The organism is Pseudoalteromonas sp. NZS127_1, assembly GCF_015864295.1.
GTDB lineage: Bacteria > Pseudomonadota > Gammaproteobacteria > Enterobacterales > Alteromonadaceae > Pseudoalteromonas > Pseudoalteromonas arctica.
In genome coordinates this window covers 66,505-89,886 of the sequence record NZ_JADYXO010000007.1, presented here as the reverse complement: position 1 = coordinate 89,886, position 23,382 = coordinate 66,505, and the positions used below count along the sequence as shown (strand labels likewise).

General features: G+C 40.1%; 17 protein-coding genes. 5 read left to right on the top strand and 12 right to left on the bottom strand.

Annotated features, from left to right (window positions below; all coding sequences use genetic code 11):
* Positions 1-105 precede the first annotated feature (105 nt).
* Positions 106-411 (bottom strand): MGMT family protein, encoded by a 306-nt coding sequence (locus I6F50_RS08705; protein ID WP_197175952.1) that lies wholly within the window; start codon positions 409-411, stop codon positions 106-108.
* Complete coding sequence (locus I6F50_RS08700) at positions 401-1,303, bottom strand: LysR family transcriptional regulator (protein ID WP_197175951.1); 903 nt, start codon at positions 1,301-1,303, stop codon at positions 401-403. Before I6F50_RS08700 ends, I6F50_RS08705 begins: the two co-directional genes overlap by 11 nt.
* A 122-nt stretch (positions 1,304-1,425) precedes the next feature.
* Here I6F50_RS08700 and I6F50_RS08695 point away from each other — a divergent pair, with 122 nt between their 5' ends.
* Complete coding sequence (locus I6F50_RS08695; RefSeq protein WP_165725477.1) at positions 1,426-2,508, top strand: efflux RND transporter periplasmic adaptor subunit; 1,083 nt, start codon at positions 1,426-1,428, stop codon at positions 2,506-2,508.
* 2 nt (positions 2,509-2,510) lie between these two features.
* A complete protein-coding gene (locus I6F50_RS08690; RefSeq protein WP_197175949.1) occupies positions 2,511-5,579 on the top strand; it encodes an efflux RND transporter permease subunit in 3,069 nt (1,022 codons plus the stop codon).
* A gap of 109 nt (positions 5,580-5,688) precedes the next feature.
* Here the strand turns inward: I6F50_RS08690 and I6F50_RS08685 are convergent, their stop codons facing one another.
* On the bottom strand, positions 5,689-6,021 hold the full coding sequence (locus I6F50_RS08685) for a PBPRA1643 family SWIM/SEC-C metal-binding motif protein (RefSeq protein ID WP_197139381.1): 333 nt from the start codon (positions 6,019-6,021) through the stop codon (positions 5,689-5,691).
* A gap of 344 nt (positions 6,022-6,365) precedes the next feature.
* Between I6F50_RS08685 and I6F50_RS08680 the strand changes: the two genes are divergently transcribed.
* The 3 genes from I6F50_RS08680 (at position 6,366) to I6F50_RS08670 (ending at position 8,100) form a co-directional block, all read left to right on the top strand.
* Positions 6,366-7,106: a putative quinol monooxygenase gene (locus I6F50_RS08680; RefSeq protein WP_197175947.1), complete on the top strand. Its 741-nt coding sequence runs from the start codon at positions 6,366-6,368 to the stop codon at positions 7,104-7,106.
* A 92-nt stretch (positions 7,107-7,198) separates the two neighbouring features.
* A complete protein-coding gene (locus I6F50_RS08675; protein WP_197139379.1) occupies positions 7,199-7,456 on the top strand; it encodes a MetJ regulator of methionine regulon in 258 nt (85 codons plus the stop codon).
* Positions 7,457-7,515: 59 nt separating this feature from the next.
* On the top strand, positions 7,516-8,100 hold the full coding sequence (locus I6F50_RS08670) for a hypothetical protein (protein ID WP_197175945.1): 585 nt from the start codon (positions 7,516-7,518) through the stop codon (positions 8,098-8,100).
* Positions 8,101-8,122: 22 nt separating this feature from the next.
* Here I6F50_RS08670 and rluF read toward each other — a convergent pair whose 3' ends face one another.
* The 9 genes from rluF to malQ form a co-directional block, all read right to left on the bottom strand.
* The gene (rluF, locus tag I6F50_RS08665) at positions 8,123-9,160 is read right to left on the bottom strand and encodes a 23S rRNA pseudouridine(2604) synthase RluF (protein WP_197139377.1); all 1,038 of its coding nucleotides are present in this window, start codon (positions 9,158-9,160) and stop codon (positions 8,123-8,125) included.
* An 86-nt stretch (positions 9,161-9,246) separates the two neighbouring features.
* Entirely contained in the window at positions 9,247-10,317 is a 1,071-nt protein-coding gene (locus tag I6F50_RS08660; protein WP_197176017.1) for a DUF418 domain-containing protein, read from the bottom strand.
* A gap of 30 nt (positions 10,318-10,347) precedes the next feature.
* The gene (locus I6F50_RS08655; RefSeq protein WP_197139376.1) at positions 10,348-11,562 is read right to left on the bottom strand and encodes an HDOD domain-containing protein; all 1,215 of its coding nucleotides are present in this window, start codon (positions 11,560-11,562) and stop codon (positions 10,348-10,350) included.
* Positions 11,563-11,651: 89 nt separating this feature from the next.
* A complete protein-coding gene (locus I6F50_RS08650) occupies positions 11,652-13,187 on the bottom strand; it encodes a glycogen synthase (RefSeq protein ID WP_197175943.1) in 1,536 nt (511 codons plus the stop codon).
* A gap of 82 nt (positions 13,188-13,269) precedes the next feature.
* The gene (gene glgC / locus I6F50_RS08645; RefSeq protein ID WP_002958601.1) at positions 13,270-14,571 is read right to left on the bottom strand and encodes a glucose-1-phosphate adenylyltransferase; all 1,302 of its coding nucleotides are present in this window, start codon (positions 14,569-14,571) and stop codon (positions 13,270-13,272) included.
* A gap of 14 nt (positions 14,572-14,585) precedes the next feature.
* Positions 14,586-17,123, bottom strand: a complete 2,538-nt coding sequence (locus I6F50_RS08640) for a glycogen/starch/alpha-glucan phosphorylase (RefSeq protein ID WP_165740240.1) — start codon at positions 17,121-17,123, stop codon at positions 14,586-14,588.
* Positions 17,116-19,179 (bottom strand): glycogen debranching protein GlgX, encoded by a 2,064-nt coding sequence (gene glgX, locus I6F50_RS08635; RefSeq protein ID WP_197175941.1) that lies wholly within the window; start codon positions 19,177-19,179, stop codon positions 17,116-17,118. The genes I6F50_RS08640 and glgX overlap by 8 nt, the downstream gene beginning before the upstream one ends.
* Positions 19,172-21,379 carry a 1,4-alpha-glucan branching protein GlgB gene (glgB, locus tag I6F50_RS08630; RefSeq protein WP_197175939.1) on the bottom strand — a complete coding sequence of 736 codons (2,208 nt, stop codon included), beginning with the start codon at positions 21,377-21,379 and terminating at the stop codon, positions 19,172-19,174. The genes glgX and glgB overlap by 8 nt, the downstream gene beginning before the upstream one ends.
* The gene (malQ, locus tag I6F50_RS08625) at positions 21,380-23,374 is read right to left on the bottom strand and encodes a 4-alpha-glucanotransferase (protein ID WP_197139372.1); all 1,995 of its coding nucleotides are present in this window, start codon (positions 23,372-23,374) and stop codon (positions 21,380-21,382) included.
* Positions 23,375-23,382: the final 8 nt, after the last annotated feature.

The window sequence follows — 23,382 nt, the reverse complement described above, 5'->3', positions numbered from 1 at the left end:
TACGTCAAAATGTAGGTTGGTTAAGCCGAAGGCGCCACCCAACAAAGTTTCAGATTCACGCCTTGAAGGACAGCTGCTGGTATTTATCCGCCAATAATAGTCACATCACTCCCACCGGCACTCGCGCATATTCACTTTGTCGTTTTTAAACAGCACACCTTCTGATAGTAGCTTTTCGCGCTGTTCTTGGTATTTTTCGCTACCTGCAGGGAATGATATTTTACCTTGGCCATTCACTACCCTGTGCCAAGGTATAACTGAGTCGTTTGGCATCACTTTTAATAAGCGCCCAACCAACCGTGAGTTTTGCGGGTAGCCCGCAAGAGCTGCAACTTGCCCGTAGCTTGCTACTTTACCTATTGGTATGCCTGCGATAACAGTATAAATAAGTGTTTCTTTATCAATATCCATTGTTGTTAGAATATTCCTTACTTAATTGTTTAAATTGCTCCCAGATAGTACGCGCTACAGGGCCGTGGTGCATTGCATGCTGCCTAAAGGCTCTAATTTGCGCGCTAAATTTATGCTCTCGGTCAGTTATGTGTATTTCTTGAAGTAAGCCTGCTTTTATTTCAGGGTCGCAGTGCTCTAGGCTCATCATTGCCCAACCCGCACCTGAGAGTAAAAACGATTTTAGGGTAGATACATCATCAATTTTCATCATGGCGGAGCCTTTCGAGTACGATAGCCTGTCGCTGTCGATACTCAAGTCACTTTCAAACATGGCTAAACACGGATACGTTTGCAGTTCGCTATAGGTGAGCTTTCGAGGAAGTACGCCTTTAGCGCTCACAATGCCAATATCAAGCCTGCCTATGGGTACACTTTCTAAATCGCCTGTCGCATGAAATAAATCAAACCACGGGCCAATACCTAATTCAGCTTGCCCACTGTTTACTTGCTCTAATGAAATAAAACGCTTCCCGCTTGTTAAGCTAAATTCTGTGCTGGTAAATAACCTAAAAGTATTACTTATGATCTCGTTGTAACTCTGCATATGACAAAGTTGTTCGTAACAAATTCTAAATTGGGGCTCATTACCTAATGCCAATTCTTTAGCGAGCTGTGCTAGCTCGTCGTTGGCATGCAGTAGTTGCTGCGCTTCGCGGTGAAAAACACGCCCTTTTTCAGTAAGCTGCAATCGGTACTTACTTCTGTCTAGTAACTCAAACCCTATTTTGGCTTCTAAGTTTTTAATTGCGAGTGTAAGCGCGGGCTGCGTTTTATGTAGCTTTAATGCTGCTCCGCTTAAGCTTGCGCTTTGCACTATGGCATCTAAAATTATTAATTGATTCAGCTTCATATACCGCTCTGCAACATCATAAATAAAACTTATTGAGTTTCTAAAATTTAATGATTTTTATTTTATATGTTTGCAGCGTATGCTGCACTTAATTATTTTGCCATCATTGCAACGGAGAAGACATGAAACTCTTTCGTCTATGTTTATTAACAACGACCTTACTTAGCTTAATAGCCTGTTCTGAGCCAGAACAACAAGTTAAAGAAGAGCCTATTCGCCCTGTTAAATTATTCAACATAGGTCATGATACGCAAATTAACATTCGTAGTTTTCCTGCTGAAGTTGTTGCAAACCAAGGCTCGTACCTTGCTTTTAGGGTAAACGGCGAACTTATTAAGTTTCCTGTGCTTGCTGGTGAACACGTTGAAAAAGGTGATTTATTAGCAAAACTGGACCCTGAAGATTTTCAGTTGCAGTTTGATGAGCGCAAAGCGCGCTTTGAATTGGCAAAATCACAACTTGGCCGTATTGAGCAATTGTTTGAGAAAAAAATCACCAGCCAATCAGAATTAGATCAAGCCACTGCTAATATGCAAATTGCTGAATCTGCATTTAGAATTGCACAAACGAACCTTGAATACAGTGAACTACGCGCACCATTTTCAGGCACGGTCGCTAAGGTTTTTGTTAAAAACTTTGAAAATATTCAAGCAAAGCAAAATATATTACGCTTAGAAACACGCGATTTAATGGACGTAGAAATTCAGGTTCCTGAAAAAATAGTCGCTCGCTTTAAAAAAGGCACCGATTACCACCCTACTGTAAAGTTTGATGGCTTTGACGACAAAGAATACATACTTGATATTAAAGAGTGGGATACCCAAGCAGATCCTGCAACACTTACTTATAAAGTTGTATTTTCGCTACCAGTACCTGAGGACTTTAATTTACTAGCCGGTATGACGGGTAGCGTGCTTATTGATTTAAGTAAAGTAACGCGCTCGCAAGTTGCTTATACAATCTTACCTATCGAGTCGGTGTTTTCTGAGCCGCAAGAATCAATTGAAGATAACGCCTACGTATGGCTTTTTGATTCAAAAACTAGCCAAGTGCATAAACAAGCTGTAAAGGTTGGCCAGTTGCACCGCGATGGTATTGAAGTATTAAGTGGTATTGAAGAAGGCCAAATTGTGGTTTCAGCCGGTGTGCATTCACTCAAAGAAGGCATGAAAGTAAGAGCATGGAATAAAGAGCGAGGCTTATAATTATGAGCTTTGCACAACTCTCCATAGAGAAAAAAGTAATCAGTTGGATGTTTACGCTGCTGCTATTAATTGGCGGTAGTGTGTCGTACTTTGATTTAGGGCAACTAGAAGACCCTGAGTTTACGCTTAAAAAAGCCATGGTTATTACTATGTACCCTGGCGCGTCGCCGCAACAAGTTGAAGAAGAAGTTACTTTTCCGATTGAAAACGCGATTCAGCAATTGCCTTATGTTGATTACGTTACGTCTATTTCATCTAACGGTAAATCACAAATTTCTGTAGAAATGAAAAGCAATTATCGTAAAGAGCAGCTTCGCCAAATTTGGGATGAAATGCGTCGTAAAATTAACGACCTTTCTCCGTCATTACCTAGTGGTGTTTACCCAAGCACTATTTTGGACGACTTTGCCGATGTTTACGGTGTTATGTATTCGGTAACCGGCGATGGTTATTCGTATGATGAGCTTAAAGATTACATCGATTTTTTAAAGCGCGAACTGGTATTGGTTAAAGGTGTTAGTAAAGTAACCGTTGCGGGGCAACAACAAGCGCAAGTAATGGTTGAAGTTTCTACGCGTAAACTCGCTCAATTAGGTATTGCGCCAAGCCATATATTCCAGTTATTGCAATCGCAAAATACGGTATCTAACGCGGGTAAAATTCGCGTGGGCGATGAATCAATTCGCTTGCATCCTACTGGTGAATTTAAAGATGTAAAAGAGCTCGAAACCTTATTAATTTCAAAATTAGGTGCCAATGAGCTTATTTACTTAGGCGATGTAGCAAAGGTTTACAGAGAGTACGCAGAAGTACCAAATAACATTATTCGTTATAACTCTCAGCAAGCTTTACTTATTGGCGTGTCGTTTATGTCGGGTGTTAACGTGGTTGATGTGGGTAAAAACATAGACGAGCATTTAGCATCACTTGAATATCAACGCCCTCATGGTATTCACATAAATTCGGTATACAACCAACCACAAGAGGTTCAAAAATCGGTTGATGGTTTTATTATCAGCTTACTTGAAGCCATTGCGATTGTTATTGTTGTACTGCTGTTATTTATGGGTTTAAAAAGCGGCATTTTAATTGGTGGTATTTTACTGCTTACTGTACTGGGTACGTTTATATTTATGAAGTTGTTTGCTATCGACTTGCAACGTATATCGCTTGGGGCACTTATTATTGCTCTTGGTATGCTGGTCGATAACGCAATAGTCGTCACCGAAGGCATACTGATAAACCTCAAACGTGGCCAAACAAAACTCAAAGCGGCTGTTAATATTGTTGAGCAAACAAAATGGCCTTTACTAGGTGCAACAGTTATTGCAGTAACTGCATTTGCGCCAATTGGTTTAAGCTCTGATGCCAGTGGTGAATTTGCCGGTAGCTTGTTTTGGGTGTTGTTTATTTCGCTTTTATTAAGCTGGATAACAGCCATTACGCTAACGCCATTTTTTGCCAATTTAATGTTTAAAGAAAACGAATTTAAAAACGAAGAAGGCCAAGAAGATGAAGACCCATACAAAGGCTTTATTTTTAATGGTTACAAAGCGATTTTAGATTTAGCGCTGCACTTTAGAAAAACCACGCTTATATTAATGGTTGTTTTACTGTGTACTGCGGTTATTGGTTTTGGCTCTGTAAAACAGTCGTTTTTTCCTGCCTCTAATACACCTATGTTTTATGTAGATTACTGGCAAGAGCAAGGCTCTGATATTCGATCAACCCTTGAGGGCGTTAAAAAACTTGAAGAGTTTTTACAAAAAGAAGACCTTGTTGAAGAAGTAACAAGTACAACAGGCCAAGGTGCACCGCGCTTTATGCTTACCTACGCGCCAGAAAAATCATATCCCGCGTACGGGCAATTAATTATTCGTGTTGCCGACAGAGAAGCCGTAGCAACTGTAATGCAAACAGTGCGTGATTACTCAAGCAATCATGCACTCTCTGCACAGCTTAAAATTAAACCGATGGAAATTGGCCCCTCTACTGATGCAAAAATAGAAGCACGTTTTTCGGGCCCTGATCCTGTTATTTTAAGACAACTCGCTGCTACAGCCGAAGAATTGATTGGTAGCGACGATGGCGCCTATAATATTCGTGATGACTGGCGCGCACGTACTAAAATGATTCGCCCGCAATTTAACGAGCAAAAAGCACGTCGATTAGGCATTAGTAAATCAGACTTAGACAATGTATTACTAACGAGCTTATCGGGTAAACAAGTGGGCGTATATCGCGATGGCACGCAATTGCTACCCATTATTGCTCGCTCTCCTGCTAACGAGCGCTTAAACGTAGAAAGCGTACACGACCTTCAAATATACAGCCCAGTTCTTGGTGTATTTGTACCAGTGACTCAAGTTGTAGACGAATTTGATGTGCAGTGGGAAGACAGCCTAATAATGCGCCGCGATCGCAAACGTACTATTACAGTAATGGCCGATAATAATGTATTAGGGGACGAAACACCCGCTAAACTATTTGCGCGTATTCGCGGCCCAATAGAAAACATGGAACTACCGCGTGGTTACCAACTAGAATGGGGCGGCGAGTTTGAGTCATCAAGCAAGGCGCAAAAAGCAATATTTGGCTCATTACCGCTGGGTTATTTAGCGATGTTTGCAGTCACGGTATTACTTTTTAACTCACTTAAACAGCCACTTGTTATTTGGGCAACTGTGCCGTTGGCTATTATTGGTGTAAGCGCGGGCTTGTTAGCAATGAATGCTCCGTTTAGCTTTATGGGGCTACTTGGTTTGTTAAGCTTAAGCGGTATGCTAATTAAAAACGGTATTGTATTAGTTGATCAAATAAATCTTGAATTAAGGGAAGGTAAATCGCCCTATGAAGCCGTGTTTGACTCTGGTGTGAGCCGTGTACGACCAGTTGCAATGGCAGCTATAACTACTATTTTGGGTATGATCCCGCTGCTATTTGACGTGTTTTTTCAGTCAATGGCGGTAACAATTATGTTTGGTTTGGGCTTTGCTACAATTTTGACTTTAATTGTAGTGCCTGTACTGTACACGGTTATATTTAGAATTGATTACGAGCCACGTAAGTAGTTAAACATATAATTGGTTAACATTAAAAAATGCCACAGGCTCAAGGTCAGTGGCATTTTTATTTAATACCGATGAAAAAAGAAAGGCTACATATTTAGTTGTTAAGAAACTAACCGCAACACTTCTTATATTTTTTGCCGCTACCACATTCACAAGGTGCGTTACGCTCTGGTACTTTATCAAATACTTGTGGTGTTGACTTGCTAAGCGCAAAGTCTAGTTCGCGAATATCTTCTGGTACGTCTGCTTTAACTTCAATTGAAGCAAACAGCGAATGCTCTTCTAGTATTGCTTCTATTTCCGATTGTCGTTCAGCTGAGTTTACAATTAGCGTTAACGGGTGCAACTCTGTGCCTACCTTTGCAGTACGATTTGGCGCAAATCCATTACTGTTATTTTTACCCATTATGTCGGGCTTACCCATAAAGAAAAATTTTGACATGTTACTTCTATAACCTTTCTACATTATTAAGACGGCGCATCTTAACAGCTTACCCTTCATATAACTAAGTGTACTTGTAAATAGCTTAACAACACGTCTATAAAGCAATTTTAACTTAAAAATTTAAATGGCCTGCAAAATAGGCTAACCACTATTATATACATTTACTATAAACTGATTAAATAAATGCGATTATTATCAACATTTAAATACTCTGTACACTTAGCTTCGTTATCTAAGCACTTACCAATTAAGCGATAGGTATGCTAACTAGGGCGATAGAAATTGCCTTTAACTTTTTAGCCTCACTTATACAGAGGCAATTTATTTAAGTAGAGAAAGTCATGTTTAAAAATTTTGGATGGATAGTAGAAGCTAAACTTAATGCTGGTGAACTTGAAAACTTTAAAGCGGTGATGAATTCACAAGTTAATCGCGCACTTAATGAAGTTGGCACTAAAAATTATCAATATTATATGTCTGATGCTGGCGATGTTTTAGTTTACGAACGCTTTGCTGATGCAGACTCTTCACACGAACATATTGAAAATTGGGACGATCATTCAGCACGTTGGATGGCGGTTGCTGCACCTACACGCATGGTGCATTTAGGCGAATTACCTGATGATGTTCGTGAGCGTCATGCGGCTTTAAGCCCTCTTTGGCTAAAACCATTTGGTGGCTTTTCTCGCGAAGAAGAACAAACGAGTCAAATTAACAAAAACGGTGATACGACATTTGATAATTTTGGCTGGATTGTTGAAGCCAAGCTAAACCCTGGCCAGTTAGATGCCTTTCGTGAAGTAATGAATTCACAAGTAGAACGTGCAAAAACAGAGCCTGGTACACTAAATTACCAATATTACATGTCTGACGATGGCGATATTATTGTTTATGAGCGCTTTAGAGATTTAGAAGCCTCGCACATACACATCCAAAACTGGGATGATCATGCAGAGCGCTGGATTGCTGCAGCAACACCAACACGTATGGTTCATTTGGGTGATTTACCTAAAGAACTAACCGATAAACATGCTGCACTGTCACCACTTCTATTAAAGCCTCTAGGTGGTTTTGCAAAGTAAATATGGATAAATACTAAATTCGTAATATAGTTAAATGCCACTGACTAAACTCAGTGGCATTTTAGTATCTAACTCAATATTATGGAAAAGCCTTGGAAAACTTTAAAATTGCAGTATTAATAGCGGGCAGTCTTTTTATACTTTTTGGTTATTTACGCTTTATAAGTGACGATAATGGTAACGTGAACTTAAACAACTACCGTTTTACAGGGGGCATACTACTGGTTATTTCCGGTATGTTCGATGGCACTCGCGACCTTGTTAAGCGCCTGCGCTCTAAAAACTCGTTATCGGCGATTACAATTTATTTAGGTATACTCTTATTTTATATTGGCTTTAGCATTCAATAGCTAAACATTAAGCGCTAGTTTGGGCTTTATACAAGCAGCATTTTATAAGTGAATACCCCGTGACCTTTAAACAACTATTCAACAGCGCTCTGCTACTTTTAGCAACGGCTCCTCCACTGGTTTTACTTGCATGGGATGAACAAGCCGATCCCGCTTTTATTCCCAACGGTATATATAACACTTTAACATTTACGTTATTTCCAATAATGACAATCGTGTTATCAGTTGCTTTATTTAGGCACCTATATAAAAAATACAATAATAACTTTGAATTTAAACATACGGTTAAAGATTATATTGTTGAACACGGGAAATTCCGCTCAGTATTTATACCAATCGGTTTACTTATTTTAATTTACTTATGGTTGTGGACGTCAGTATGTATTTCAGTAAAGTTACTGGCTAATAAATACGGTGATAATATATGGCAGCAAGAATATCAGTTACTCGAAGTAGGTACTTGTCCAACTGATTATGAATACAGTTGCGCAAAACTGACTGTACTGGATTTAAAAAGCTATAAAAAGCACACTTTTAGATGGTATTTAGATAAAGGTAGATTGGTGGGTTTGCAAAATAACAACGTAAACTTAGTGGGCGTTAAAAGCCCACTTGGTAATATAGTACAAGAAATACAGTGGTAGTAGAATACCACTTAGCTGCACATTATTTTTTTAGACTGAGAATACGGTCCGAGCTTGGTTTTGAGTCTGATTTAGCATTAGACGACTTGTTCTCTTTAATGCTTTTTGGCTTACCCACATACGTTGTAGAACGCTTTTGGTAAGGAGTATTACTGCGCTCATTTTTGCGCTCTCCGTTAGCGTTGCTGCGCTCAGAGTTACGATTTGTATTTCGCTCAGTACTACGCTCATTATTTCGATCACCATTATTAAACCGTCGTGGGTTTTCGCCCTGAAAATCACGTTTTTTAGGTGCTAAAGGTGCATTATTTTCTGATTGCTTATTAGTATCAAGCGAGTGCTCTTGGGTTTTACCAGAATCAGAAATCGAATCGTTTATTTGCGCCATTTCAATATCTGACAAGTGACGCCACTGCCCTACTTTTAAACCTTTAAGTGTTACGTTCATTATGCGCGTACGTTTTAAGGTTACAACTTCGTAGCCTAAGTATTCACACATGCGGCGTATTTGACGGTTTAAACCTTGAGTAAGTACTATTTTAAATTCTTTGGGGCCACTTTGCGTTACTTTACATTCTTTAGTAACGGTATCTAAGATAGGCACGCCATTCGCCATTTTTGTAACAAACTGACGATTAAGCGGTTTATCTACCGTAACAACGTATTCTTTTTCGTGATTATTGCCCGCACGTAAAATTTTATTAACGATATCGCCTTCGTTAGTTAAAAATATAAGCCCTTCAGACGGTCTATCTAAGCGCCCTATTGGGAATATACGCGTAGGATAATTTACCGCGCGAATAATATTACTTTGAATTTTACTTTCGGTAGTACACGTTATACCAACGGGTTTATTGTAGGCAATGTAAACGCGCTTTGGCGTGGCTTTAAGCGGCTTACCATCAATTAATACAACATCGGTAGCGGCTACTTTTACGCCCATTTCTGGTGAGTAGCCATTAACGCTGACACGACCTTGCTCAATATATTTATCGGCTTCGCGGCGTGAACAAAATCCTGTTTCACTAATAAATTTATTTAAACGTTTTAATTCGGTCATGGCACTTATAGCGTAGTAATTTTTAAGGCGAGTAGTGTAAACCACCCACACTATTTTTTCGCCCCTAATTTACTATTTATAGACGTTTAAGCACTAATTTTTGCTTTCGTTAATTTACGCCATACATATTCAAGCGGACCTTGATTAAAATAGCGGCTGTATATAAAGGTAAATATGAGCTGCAGCACAACTAAACCCGTTGCTACTAACCAGTAATCAATACGATCAAAACTGAGTACCCAGTGCGTAAATAGCACTTTATATAACAATAATTGGATGAGTGTTTGGCTAATATATAAAGTAAATGCTAAGCGCCCTGCTTGTTGAATAAGCGTGCCGACGTGTGCCTTGTTATTGCAAAATTTAACAATTAAATGAATATAAAGCGTAGCCATACCTAGCGCCGCAAACATATTTACAAATTCTTGCACTCCATACCCTAAGCTGCCACTAAGCTGTGATGCATAAAGCCTAACACCACAAAAAATAATGGTTATTGCAACGCAAATTATTAATTGCTGAGTCGTTAAGCCTTTACTAAAAACATCTTGTTTATATAAATAAATACCAATGAGCATAAGACCCACGCACATCCACATTATCATTATTGGCACCATAACAAGCATCAATGTGTTCATGGCGAGGTTACTAATAAAGTAATCAATATAGTGTGGGTTATATAAATCTATAAACTGTGCTGAATCGCGGTAAATCACTTCATCGGGTACGCTAGATATAACAAGCACGGTAGCTACACCCGATAACAAAATAAACTCAAGTCCTCTTTTTAAAAGTACGTTGCTATCACTCTCTAAATATTTAATAACAAACCAGCCAGATACACCGTAAACAAATAAAATATCACCTGCCCAAAGTAAAAACCCGTGCGCTAAACCAAAGAGTATTAACCAATAAAGCCTACTTTTTAATTGCACCTCAGACTTATAACGTTGCCATTGAATGTAAAGCCCGGCGCCAAAAAGCAAACTAAACAGCGTTCTAAAACGCCCATCTACAAACACGCTGCTAAAGGTGTGAATAATTGAGTCGCTAACAGGAGGATTAGTTAAAGAGGTATACCCGTATTCAAAAAGGCCGAAGGCGTAAGCATTCATGTAAACTAGGCCAAGCACGGCAACGCCGCGAATAAAGTCCATATTATAATTGCGCATTAAAGCTATTATCCGTTAAATATTATTCTTATAACTGTCAGCCCAATCGACTGACTGCTGGTAAAGTGGAGGTAGTATAGCACTATCTATATTTAGCAAAAGTACCGCTTGCTCAAGTGCCCACCAGCTTCCTGTTTCGTATGCTTTAACAACATTTAAAATATAATACAGTGTGTTTTTATCCCCTAATAATGCCGTTTTTATTTCATCAGGAAAAGGGAGCTTTTCAACAAGTAAGCTCATGGGTTGATCAAGGATTGCATCGAGCAGTGAAAATAATCCGGTTAAAAATGCTTCGCCTGACTGGCTCTTATTAACCTTTTTTGCTAATAACTCACAAAAACGTGCGCGTACAACACACACTTGCATTAGCTCTGCCGGTTTTTTACCTGCGGTATGAGCAGTAACAATAAGGCTCACAAACTTTTTAAGGCGTTCATGCCCTAAATACACAAGCGCTTGCTTGAGTGACGATATTTGGCTTTGTATAGGAAACACACCGCTGTTTATTAAACGCAGTAATTTATATGCAAGTGCAGCATCAAGCTCAAACAGACCCGATATAGCTTTTATATCTGGACTTGTTTTCATTATCTCGGCGTAAATAGCGACGACTAAACCATAGTTATAGTCAATGTCATTTTGTTTGATCATGGTGGGTTTTGCAAAAAAATAGCCTTGAAAATAATCAAACCCCATATCAAAGGCGAGCTTGTAATCGTCTTGGGTTTCTATTTTTTCGGCTAGTATTTTTATTTGTTTATGCGCTTGTAACTTATTAATTATGGGCTGTATTTCGCTAAGAGGTGTAATTGCAATATCAAACTTAATGAGTTTAACAAGCTTTAAAAAACGATCCCACTGTGGTTTATATACAAAGTCATCGAGTGCAAGTTTGTAGTTACTATGAAATAAACCTCGGCATAGTTCATAGTTATCGTCGGTGGGTTCGATGGTTTCGAGTAACTCAATTACAACATCTTGGCATGGTAAAAAAGCACATAAATCGAGTTTTAAAGATTCCGGCCCTATATTAATGAGCGCCTTTTTACCTGATGTAATATGACGTGTGCCTAAGTTAAGTTGATTTTCCATAATAAGCCTTGCTGTTGCTTGGCCTTCGGCAATATCAGGAAAATAATTTTTAGGACTATCACGAAAAAGTAGCTCATAGGCTACTACTTTTTTACTTCTATTGAATATTGCTTGCCTTGCAACAAATACAGACACATTACCTACTTCTTAGTTTTTATATAATACTAAGTAATTAAACCCTAAGCAGGTACATTTGTCACTAAACTTTAAAGTACAGCAACGATTTACCGGTATAAGGTTGTTATATAATCAGTTGCCACTTGTGGCCACGAAAAACGCATTTGCTCTGCGCTGTGCTTAATTTTATGCCACTTTTTAGGATTTTGCTTTTTAATTAAGAGAGTTTCGTCTAAACAGCTAATTAAATTACTCGTTTGCGTTGCTAACGTATCTCCATTAAAGCTAAAACCATTTTCGTGGTGTTTAACTGTATCTTTTAGTCCGCCAACACTGTGAACTAAACACGGTTGCCCCGCACGCATTGCTAGCATTTGGCTAATACCGCAAGGTTCAAATGAGCTTGGCATTAAAAATAAGTCACCTAATTGATACATTAAATCGCCAACACCTTGACCATAACCTTTCAAAAATAAAAGATTGGAATTACGTGCCATTGCTTTTGTAAATATGCTCTCGAGTTCTTTGTCACCCGAGCCTAAAACAATAAGCCTGCCGTTATATTCATTAATTACTTGGCACACTTTATCAATCGCTAAAGTTCCATTTACCTGCTGGCACAATAACAAAACCTTTTGCTCTGTAAGCCGGCCAACGCTTGTGACTAGTGGCCCATCATTAGCCACAGCTTTAAATTGTTGTAGTCGTTGATGAGCAATATAATAGCCGCTTTGTAACTGCTCGCTATTAGCCATCCAAGTAAATAAAGTGTTCTCTGCTTGGCTATAAAAATCAGCGAGAGTTGCTCCTTCAAGTGCATTGCTTGGATATTCGCAGCCATTTAAAATACCGACAAGCTTACCTTGGCTTGCTGCATTTTGCAGATCTTGCTCAAGCCCTTCGCCACCAAAAAAACCATGCTCGTAATTACTAGGTTCAAGAACCTCTTGGCTGTAGGTTGGTGATACAACATGTATTTTATCGCAAAGATTTATTGCACTGCGCATAGGATTAAAGCAATGAGGGTAACGCGGGTCGCATAGTTGCTGGCCATTATAACTAAGTGACGGAAACCATGCCTCTAAGCTTGAGTCGTCGTGTTTAAAAGGTCTTATACCTTGCAGTGCAATATTATGCACTGTGTAGGCAATCGGTAAGGTATTAAGTGAGCTATAACGTGGCTCAAACTTAAGTAAAACTGCAACGCAGGCGCTGTGCCAATCATGTAAATGTAGCGCTGTAGGGCGCTTTAATACACCTTGTAATAATGCTTCGCAGACAGCTGCATTAAATAAAGCAAATTTTGTCGCATCAGTTGCAAAAGGCCTCCCCGGTGCATCGTTACAATATACACTACCTAATTCACTAAATAGCGGGTGGCTAATAACAATTTGGCTTACATTATTTTGGGCTTGTTGTACTTCAAAAACTGTTAATACATGCGGTTGAGCATTAAATGCAACGGTTACTTCACCTATATAAATACGCTCAAGCGGCTCAAACCCGTAGTCAGGAATAACAACGTCAACCGTTATACCTTGCTTTGCGAGCGCCCTTGGGGCATCGCGTACTACATCTGCCACACCGCCTACTTTTGCGCCTGGTAACGCGTCATTTTCTGCTGCAACCATTAATACATGCATTAATTTACTACTTCCTTTAGACCTGTGTGGGCTTGCTCATGAATGAGCAAGCTTTGTTGTCGTGCTTAATATTTAACGTATTTTACGCTAGCTTTTTATTCTCACGCGCTTGGCGCTCTAACTTTTTTGCAAGCTCAGTGAGCATATCACGAGTAACAAGAACGATGCCTTTCTTAGATACTCTAAAGCCATTTTCTTCATCTGTTTTTTTGTCAAAACCGATTTCGAGACCTGCTGGTATTTCACAGCTCCTATCTATAATCGCACGCTTAATTTTACAACCTCGATTTATAACCGCACCGGGTAAAATTACCGACTGCTCAATGGTACAAAATGAGCGAACGTGGACATTAGAAAACAAGAGTGACTTTCTAACCGCAGAGCCCGAAATAATACACCCACCCGACACAGTTGAGTCTAATGCCATACCGCGCCTATCTTCGTCATCAAAAATAAACTTAGCAGGTGGTAGTTGCTCTTGATATGTCCATATTGGCCACGTTGGGTCGTATAAATCAAGTTGTGGTTCTGGCATTACCAATTCCATATTAGCCTCCCAGAACGAATCTAGTGTACCTACATCGCGCCAATAAGGTTGCCCCTCTTGGTTTGGATCTCTAAATGGGAAAGCAAATACATTATGCTCTTCTATAATTGCTGGAATAATATCGTGACCAAAATCTCGGCCAGAGCCTTCATTCTCAGAATCTTTTTTAAGTTGCTCAAACAAAAATTCAGTATTAAAAATGTAATTCCCCATTGATGCTAAACATGTACCTGGCTTGCCGGGTACGGAGCTCGGCATTGCTGGTTTTTCATCAAAACGACACACTCTGTTTTCTTCATCAACGGTCATTACACCAAACGTATCTGCGGCTTCCTCTACTGGGACTTCAATACAACACACTGTCATATCTGCGCCCTTTTGCACATGTTCAGCCAATAAAGCGCCATAGTCCATGCGATACACATGATCTCCAGACAAAATCATCACATATTTAGGGAGTTCGTGACGAATAATATCTATGTTTTGAAAAACAGCATCTGCGGTTCCACAGTACCAATCATCACCTTGGCGCTGAGATGCAGGGAGTATTTCAACCGACTCACCCAGCTCTTTTTTAAAGTGGCCCCACGCGCGGTTTACATGGCGAATTAATGAATGCGATTTATATTGTGTGGCAATACCAACGCGTCTCACACCCGAGTTAATGCAGTTTGATAGTGGAAAATCAATAATTCGATGTTTACCACCAAAGTAAACTGCTGGCTTTGCTCGCCAATCGGTTAGCTCATGCAGGCGAGAACCGCGACCCCCTGCCAGTATTAACGCGTAAGTTTCTCTGGTTAGGCTACTTATGTAGCGATTTGCATAATTGGGCATAATACTCTCTCCATTTAGTCTAGGCTGTTAGTGGCATGGCTTTTAGTTGTCGTTAAGTCTGTTTCACTAATATTGAGGGGTTCTAAATGCCAAATGTCTTCACTGTATTGGCTTATGGTTCTATCACTTGAAAACATTCCACTGGCTGCCGTATTTAAAATACTCATTTGTGTCCAGTAGGTTTGATCTGCGTAAGCTTTATCAACTTCTTTTTGAGCTGCTACATAACTTTCAAAATCGTGCGCAACAAGCCATGGATCGTGCGGGCTCTTAATTGCATTTGTAATATCGTCAAATAAGCATGGTTCAAACAAGTTAAAATGGCCGCTTTCGAGTAGTTGCATTACATTATTTAAATCGCTATTTTGCGCGATTAAATGCTCAGGATTGTAACGTGACTTAATATCATCAATTTGATGAGCTTGTGCCCCAAACAAAAAGAAGTTGTCTGCACCAACGGCGTCTCTAATTTCAATGTTTGCACCATCCAGCGTGCCGATCGTCAATGCACCATTCATCATAAACTTCATGTTGCCAGTACCAGACGCTTCTTTGCCTGCGGTAGATACTTGCTCTGACAAATCGGTTGCAGGACAAATAACTTCCATAGCGGTTACGTTGTAATTAGGTAAAAAGGCGACGCGTAAATACGGGGCTGCTAACGGGTCTTTATTTATAACCTCTGCCACGTTATTAATAAGCTTAATAATTTTTTTAGCCATGTAATAACCCGGTGCTGCTTTACCACCTAATAAAACACAGCGAGGAACAAGCCCTTGGGTATCACCACGGCGAATACGGTCATATAAATGAATCACATGAAGTATGTTTAATAGCTGACGTTTGTATTCGTGAATACGTTTTACTTGTACGTCAAACATCATCGATACGTCAAAATCAACATCGCAGCGCGCCTTAACTAAATCAACTAAACGCTGTTTGTTTTCGCGTTTAGCATTTTGCCATTGCCCATGAAATGCTTTGTCATCGTAAAAGCGACGTAGGTCGCTAATTGTTGAAAAGTTTTTAACCCAGTCATGACCAATTTTTTCGCTGATTAATTTACTTAAAACGGGATTACAATGTGCAAGCCAACGTCTTGGGGTAACACCATTTGTTTTGTTATTAAACTTATCTGGCCAAAGCGCGTAAAACTCTTTAAATAAGCCCGCTTTTAACAGTTCGGTATGCAGTGCTGCTACGCCATTTACAGAGTAACTACCTACAATGGCTAAATAAGCCATACGAATTTGCGGCTCGTCGCCCTCTTCAATTAACGATAAGGCACGTTGTTTTTCAACATCACCCGGCCATTGCTGTGCTACTTGTGCTAAAAAGCGTGCGTTTATCTCGTAAACTATTTCTAAAATACGTGGCAATAGCTTTGAAAATAACGAAACTGACCACTTTTCAAGCGCTTCAGGAAGTAGCGTATGGTTTGTATAGGCCATTGTTTTAGTAGTGATTTGCCAAGCATCGTTCCAGTCAAGTTCGTAATCATCAATTAAAATGCGCATCAGCTCTGCAACGGCAATACTTGGGTGCGTGTCGTTTAACTGAAAAACATGAAAATCAGCAAAGTCACTAAAACTCTCGCCATGTTGAGAAACCCATTGATCTACTACATCTTGAATACTCGCAGATGATAAAAAGTATTGTTGGCGCAACCTAAGCTCCTTACCATTTTCGCTGCTGTCATTTGGATACAGCACCATGGTAATTTGTTCAGCTAGGTTTTTTTGTGCAACGGCTTCTGAGTAACTACCGGCATTAAATTCGGTTAAGTTAAATTCATCCGTCGCTTCTGATTTCCACAAGCGTAACGTATTTACAATATTGTTTTTATAACCCGGGACAGGAACGTCGTAAGGGACTGCTAATACATCTTGTGAACTCATCCACTGGCGATGCTCTCGGCCAAATTTATCTGTGTAACTTTGCACGTAGCCGCCAAATTTCACACGTTTAGCGTGCTCTGGTGCGCTTAGCTCCCACGGGTGTCCTTCGCGTAGCCAATTATCTGGTTGCTCAATTTGATTGCCATCTTTGATTGATTGGTTAAACATGCCGTATTCGTAACGAAGGCCATAACCAATGACAGGTAACGCTAGACTTGCACAACTATCTAAAAAACAAGCAGCTAGGCGGCCTAAACCACCGTTACCTAAACCTGCGTCGTGCTCGGCATCTTCAAGCGTTTCTACTGTTGTGCAGTATTCTTGTAATGCAGCAGCAACTTGGTCGTCTAAATCTAGGTTTAGTATTGCATTACCTAGCGCACGTCCCATTAAAAATTCAAGAGAAAGGTAAGCCGTTTTGCGGCGTTTCTCTTGCTTAATTTGTTGATTCGTTTCTCTGCAGCGGGCAACAAGTCTGTCGCGAATAGTCAGCGCTAAAGCATGGTATAAATACAGTCTTGATTCGCCGACCTTATCGCGGCCGAGGGTATAATAAAAATGCCGTGTTAAGTCATCTTTAAGCGTACTTTCATCTATAACAGGACCTTCTTGCCAGCCCTTTACTACACATACTTGATCACTTTGTTTAACCATGACTTACATCCTCTAAATTGGCACTAAAAACCCAGCTGCTTTGTGCTGTAATTTCAACCATCGCATCTTCATTACTACTCACAGATGCATTATTTACACTTGATAAAACCATTTGCCACGGTGCATTTATAGGCGAAGGCGGCATTTGGCAAAAAACTGTTTTTTTACTGGCATTAAATACCATCAGTAATGCATGATTATTTTGCTTATCAAGTAAGCTATACATTAAAAACTGCCTGGTATCTTCATGCCAATTCGCGTCGGTCATGGTTTTACCTTGTTCGGTAAACCACTTAACGGTAAAACGCTCGTCTATATCATCTAAAAATACACTGTGTTTAAACGCACGGTGTGCGCGTCTAATTTTTAACGCGTCATCAATAAATCGTGTTAGCGAATGATTAAGCTGAGAATCTTTCCAGGCAAGCCAACTCGTACGATTATTTTGGCAATAAGCATTGTTATTACCCCCTTGCGAGTGCGCCATTTCGCTGCCAGCGGCAATCATGGGTACACCTTTTGAGAGTATCAAAGTAAGTAAAAAGTTTTTTTGTTGTTGTAAGCGCAGTGCGTTTATTTTTGAGTCACTGGTAAAGCCTTCAACTCCGCAGCTAAACGAATGATTTGCACTGTGCCCATCTCTGTTTTGTTCACCATTAGCCTCGTTATGTTTTTCCTCATAACTCACTAAATCAGCAAGCGTGAAACCATCATGACTCGTTATAAAGTTAATACTATTGAGTGGTCCGCGCTGGCTGTGCTCAAAAATATCAAACGATCCATGCAAACGTTTTGCAACGCTTGCTATAATGCCTTTTTCACTTTGCCAAAAACGCCTAATTACATCGCGGTATTGATCGTTCCATTCTCGCCACGGCGGCGGAAATGCACCCAACTGATAGCCACCAGGGCCGATATCCCACGGCTCGCTTATTAGCTTAACCTTGTTTAGCACTGGGTCTTGAGCTACCACTTGTAAAAAAGTATGTGCAGAGCTAAAGCCTGCTTTCGACCGCCCTAAAATGGTCGCTAAATCAAACCTAAAACCATCAACTCCCATTACTTCAACCCAATAACGAAGGCTGTCGAGTACCAGTTGCAGTGTTTTAGGGTGGTCAATATTTATGGTATTCCCACAGCCAGTATCGTTTATATATACATCAGGCTGCCCTTCTACTGTGCGGTAATACGCTAAGTTATCAAAGCCTCTTAGCGATAATATAGGGCCATCTGCCCCCGCCTCTGCTGTATGGTTATAAACAACATCTAAAATAACTTCTATGTCGGCTGCATGAAGCTCTTGCACCATTTGCTTAAACTCGTTTATATCGTCGTTTACCAAATAGTCTTTATGAGGGGTAAAAAAGTTCAGCGTGTTATAACCCCAATAGTTTTGCAGCCCTTTCCCTGTTAAAAATTGCTCACTAATAAATGAATGAACAGGTAAAAGCTCAACTGCTGTAACTCCAAAGCTTTGTAAGTGCTCAATAAAGCTTGGGTGGCTTATCCCTAAAAACTTTCCTTGAAGAGATTTGGGGATTTTAGGATGACGACACGTAGTGCCCTTAACATGACACTCGTAAATAACCGTGTTTGACCAACGGTGGTTTGGCTTTTTATCCGCATAGAAAGTCGGAGCCGCTACTTTTGATTTAGGTATATCAATCGCATTATTTACGCAACTTTTAGTACCAATTGGCATTTGCCCGTAATGGCGTTCGCTCCAAGTAAACTCACCAAACAAGTCTTTTGCGTACGGGTCTATAAGTAGCTTATTTTCGTTAAATAATTGACCATTTTTAGGGTTATATTCACCCTCCACTCTAAAACCATAAAGTGCGCCTGCGCTTAATGGCGAAATATGAATACTCCAAATACCCCCTTCGTTGATATTCATCGCCATTTTTAGGATTTCTGAATGGCCACTTTTATCAAACAAACACACATAGGCTTGGCTTGCACCTGGCGCATAAAGCGCGAAGTTAACCCCATTATTAATAACACTAGAACCTAGCGGTTCTACATTACCGGGGGCTACATCAAATTGGTTACTCATCATCAACCTTTTGTAAGTAAATAGTTGTTAAGCCACCAATGGCAATTGAAATACTGTGTTTAAAGCCATGATTTGATTCATTTATTGCCTGAACTATCTGCGATGAATCTTTAGTTACCTCAACGCCAGAGCCAAAAAACTGAGTATCGTCTGTATTTAAAACAACTTTATAACGCCCTTTACTCGGTACGCCAATAACGTAGTTTTCATATGACGCGGGGGTAAAATTAGCAATAACAACCACAAAGTCTTTTGCGTTTTTAGCATAGCGAACAAAGCTTAAAATGCTCTGCTGATTATTATTGTTATCTATCCAGGTAAAACCAGCCGCGCTCGAATCTAACTCATACAACGCGGGTTGGTTTTTATAAACGGTATTGAGCGCTTTTACGGTGTGCTTTATACCGCTGTGGCTTTGGTGCTCAAGTAAATGCCAATCGATAGAATGATCGTGCCCCCACTCTTTTCGCTGTGCAATTTCACCGCCCATAAACAAGAGTTTTTTACCCGGGTGTGCCCACATAAATGCGTAGTAAGCGCGTAAATTTGCAAATTTCTGCCAATCATCGCCTGGCATTTTTTCAATTAACGAGCCTTTACCGTGTACTACTTCATCGTGGCTTAATGGCAATATATAGTTTTCACTAAAAGCGTATACCATCGAAAAAGTCATTTCGTGATGATGATGCTGACGGTATAAAGGGTCGTGCTGCATGTAATGCAAACTATCGTTCATCCAACCCATATTCCACTTATAGCCAAAGCCTAAGCCGTTGTGCTCAACACTTTGGGTGACGCCCGGCCACGCTGTTGACTCCTCAGCCACCATCATAATGCCTGGGTTGTTTTTATAGCTGCGCATATTGACTTGCTTTAGGCACTCAATCGCACCTAAGTTTTCGCGCCCGCCGTAACAATTAGCAATCCACTCGCCTTCTTTTCGGCTGTAATCTAAATACAACATAGAGGCTACGGCATCTACACGCAGACCATCTAAACCAAATTGATGTAACCAATACATAGCATTTGAAATCAAAAAGCTTTTAACTTCAGGGCGGTCGTAGTTATAAATGTAGGTATTCCAATCAGGATGAAAACCTTGGCGCTTATCGGCATGCTCATATAAATGAGTGCCATCGAATCGATGTAAGCCATGCGGATCGCTGGGAAAATGCCCAGGCACCCAATCAAGTAAAATACCTAAATTAGCTTTGTGGCATTGCTCTACAAAGTATTTAAAGCTGTTGTAATCGCCAAAACGGCTGGTAGGTGCAAATAAACCAACAGGCTGATAACCCCACGAACCATCAAACGGGTATTCACTTATTGGCATAAGTTGAAGGTGGGTAAAATTCATTTCAAGGGCGTAGCTAACCAGTTTGTCAGCAAGCTCTGTGTAACTTAAATAGCGGTTGTTTTCAGCGCGTTGCCATGAGCCTAAATGCACTTCATAAATACTAATTGGCGCATCAATATGATTACGCTTTTGTCTGTTTTGAAGTGCCTGAGCGCCGAGCGTTATAGGTTCTGGTTTATACTGCAGTACACTTGCAGTACCCGGTGCTTGTTGCATTTTAAATGCATAGGGGTCGGCTTTTTCGAGTACTTCTCCACTTTGGGCGGTAATTGCAAATTTGTAGCACATGTCGGCTTTAAGGCCTGGTACGAATAGCTCCCATACACCACTTGCAGGATGAAAACGCATAAAGTGGCGATTAGCTTGCCAAAAATTAAACTCACCAATAATAGAGACACTTGCAGCATTAGGCGCCCATACACAAAAGCGCACACCCTCTACATTTTGTTGAGTGCTAAAATGTGCACCAAAATGAGAGTACGCATGTTCAAGGCTGCCTTCGTTAAATAAATACATTGCCTCTGCATCAAGTGTGCTTTCAAAGCTGTATTCATCATAAAAGGTAGTCCTGCTATTTGTGTACTGAGCAATGCATTGATAAGGCGCAGTGGGCAGCGCATCAACTTTGACTATAAATAAGTCACTTTGTTGGTAGCGCTGCGCCTTAATACTTTTATTGTTTAATGTAACACTCACACTTATTGCACAAGGTAAGTAAAAACGAATTTCAACCTCAGCATCCGTTTTATGTGCCCCTAAAAAGCTAAATGGGTCTTTAAATCGTCCTGTATTTAATGCATGCACCTGTGCATCGTAACTATTTTCATTAGTTGTACTGCTCATTTAACCTTTCCTTATTGAATCGATAGCAGCTAAAAGTGAGGCATTTTTGGTAAAAATTTCTTCACTGGTATGCGTTAATACACGTCGCCAATTAGGATATTCTTTGTCTGTCCCGGGGATATTAACCGGATACTTCTGCTCATCTAAATCATCTATTTGTATTGCAAATAAACGCGATTGAGAACCCGCCAAACATAATGCTAGTGCGTTATATACTTCGACTGAATTACTATGTAATAGAAGCTCGGTTGTATTGGTATGGCGATTAATAAATCGTAGTATCCTATGTTGCTCTTCTATTCGTTGTTGCTTTAATTGCTCGTATTCATTGCAAGTAATAAGCTTGTATTGTTGCTTAATATTTAAATCAGCATGCTGCCACCAACCTGTAAAAGGCGGTACATCATGATTGGCTATCATTAACAAACACTGTGTTGCTAGCTCATCAGTCGATAAAAACTCACCACTGTGTTGTTTTTCAAAATAAAATAAGCTGTTAGAAAAAATACCGCTAGATGCCAAAGCCTGCCTTACCTCTGGCGGCACAACGCCTAAATCTTCTCCAATAACAATACTCTGATTAATATGTGATTCAATTTTTAAAATGGCGAGTAAGTGCTCAAACGGGTAGTAAACATAACAGCCATCTTGTTCACTATTGCTTTCAAAGCACCACCATAGGCGCCTAATAGCCATTACGTGGTCAATTCTAAGTCCACCTACATTTTGCATGTTTGCGCGAATGAGCGAGCGATAGAATTGGTAGTGATTATTACTAAGACTTTGAGGATTTAGTGCTGGAAGCCCCCAGTTTTGGCCAGCTTCGGCCCATGGATCAGGTGGAGCGCCTACACTTGCACCTTGGCTAAACAACGACTGCTGATTTTTAAACTCGGCCCCATCGCCAGCACAACCAACAGCTAAGTCGTTTATTAAGCCAATAGCCATACCTCGCTCTGCACAACTTTTTTGACACAGTGCCAATTGCATATGCGCTTGCCACTGCAGGTAATAATCAAATGTTAAGTTGTCTGATTCGAGGGTATTTAACGTAGTTGAATGAGTATTACAAAAATCAGTAAACGCTTGGCGACGCTCATCACTTGCCGTTAATTCAAACTGATTATAAAGCGCTTCAAATAACGCATACTTTATACGGCTTACATTTTCATAATCTATAAATTGATCATTACTTTTTATAAGTGTAATTACATCGTCTCGTTGCATGAGGTCATGTAGAACTGCGTTATTTTGTGCGTCTTCGCTTAATACTATAGAAATATAAAGAGGGTTTAATAAAGCCCGACTACTAGGGCTATAAGGGCTTGCACGCTCTGGCATATCAGCAAATAACAAATGCAGTGGGTTAAGTAATATGTAATCCATATTTTGCGAGCTGCATAATTTTGTAAGCGTTAGTAAATCGTCAAAGTCGCCAATACCTAAATGCGCTTTATTTTTTAATGTGTAAAGCTGAATAGATAACCCTGTGCGCTTTGTGTCTTCAACTTGATAGACTTGCTCAGGCACGCACCAAATTTGTGTAATAGCGTGTTGCTCACCTACCTGAACATTGGCGTCATGATAGCCAATTGGCATATTATCTATGGGTAGTGCCAGCTCAATATAGCGAACGCCATGTAAGTAATATTCACCTGTAACTGCCAAATTATAAAGGTTCTCAACCGCTATATTAATCCCAAGAGAAGGGACATTAATGTTGGCGGCTAAATACTGCTGACGTTCGTCTATACGAAGCTTTAAAGCGCATTTTTTTTGGTCAACCAAACTCACACTGGGTACTAAATCCAGCCAAAGCGATGCATCTAAATCATAAGTTAGTTGAGTTATTTCGGCTTCGTTATTTGTATCAACACCGCAACATTGCAAAGCACGTTTACGCGTGTCTTCGCTAAAGAACACCTGTTCACCTGTATACTTAGTAAATTCAAAGCCAATACCATGCAGGTAAAACAACTGCGAAAGAGCATCCATTGAATCGC

Bases quoted from the DNA above. Each gene is read 5' to 3' on its own strand.
- I6F50_RS08705 (WP_197175952.1), bottom strand. From the start codon at position 411: ATGGATATTGATAAAGAAACACTTATTTATACTGTTATCGCAGGCATA.
- I6F50_RS08700 (WP_197175951.1), bottom strand. From the start codon at position 1,303: ATGAAGCTGAATCAATTAATAATTTTAGATGCCATAGTGCAAAGCGCA.
- I6F50_RS08695 (WP_165725477.1), top strand. From the start codon at position 1,426: ATGAAACTCTTTCGTCTATGTTTATTAACAACGACCTTACTTAGCTTA.
- I6F50_RS08690 (WP_197175949.1), top strand. From the start codon at position 2,511: ATGAGCTTTGCACAACTCTCCATAGAGAAAAAAGTAATCAGTTGGATG.
- I6F50_RS08685 (WP_197139381.1), bottom strand. From the start codon at position 6,021: ATGTCAAAATTTTTCTTTATGGGTAAGCCCGACATAATGGGTAAAAAT.
- I6F50_RS08680 (WP_197175947.1), top strand. From the start codon at position 6,366: ATGTTTAAAAATTTTGGATGGATAGTAGAAGCTAAACTTAATGCTGGT.
- rluF (WP_197139377.1), bottom strand. From the start codon at position 9,160: ATGACCGAATTAAAACGTTTAAATAAATTTATTAGTGAAACAGGATTT.
- I6F50_RS08660 (WP_197176017.1), bottom strand. From the start codon at position 10,317: ATGGACTTTATTCGCGGCGTTGCCGTGCTTGGCCTAGTTTACATGAAT.
- I6F50_RS08650 (WP_197175943.1), bottom strand. From the start codon at position 13,187: ATGCATGTATTAATGGTTGCAGCAGAAAATGACGCGTTACCAGGCGCA.
- glgC (WP_002958601.1), bottom strand. From the start codon at position 14,571: ATGCCCAATTATGCAAATCGCTACATAAGTAGCCTAACCAGAGAAACT.
- I6F50_RS08640 (WP_165740240.1), bottom strand. From the start codon at position 17,123: ATGGTTAAACAAAGTGATCAAGTATGTGTAGTAAAGGGCTGGCAAGAA.
- glgX (WP_197175941.1), bottom strand. From the start codon at position 19,179: ATGAGTAACCAATTTGATGTAGCCCCCGGTAATGTAGAACCGCTAGGT.
- glgB (WP_197175939.1), bottom strand. From the start codon at position 21,379: ATGAGCAGTACAACTAATGAAAATAGTTACGATGCACAGGTGCATGCA.
- malQ (WP_197139372.1), bottom strand. From the start codon at position 23,374: ATGGATGCTCTTTCGCAGTTGTTTTACCTGCATGGTATTGGCTTTGAA.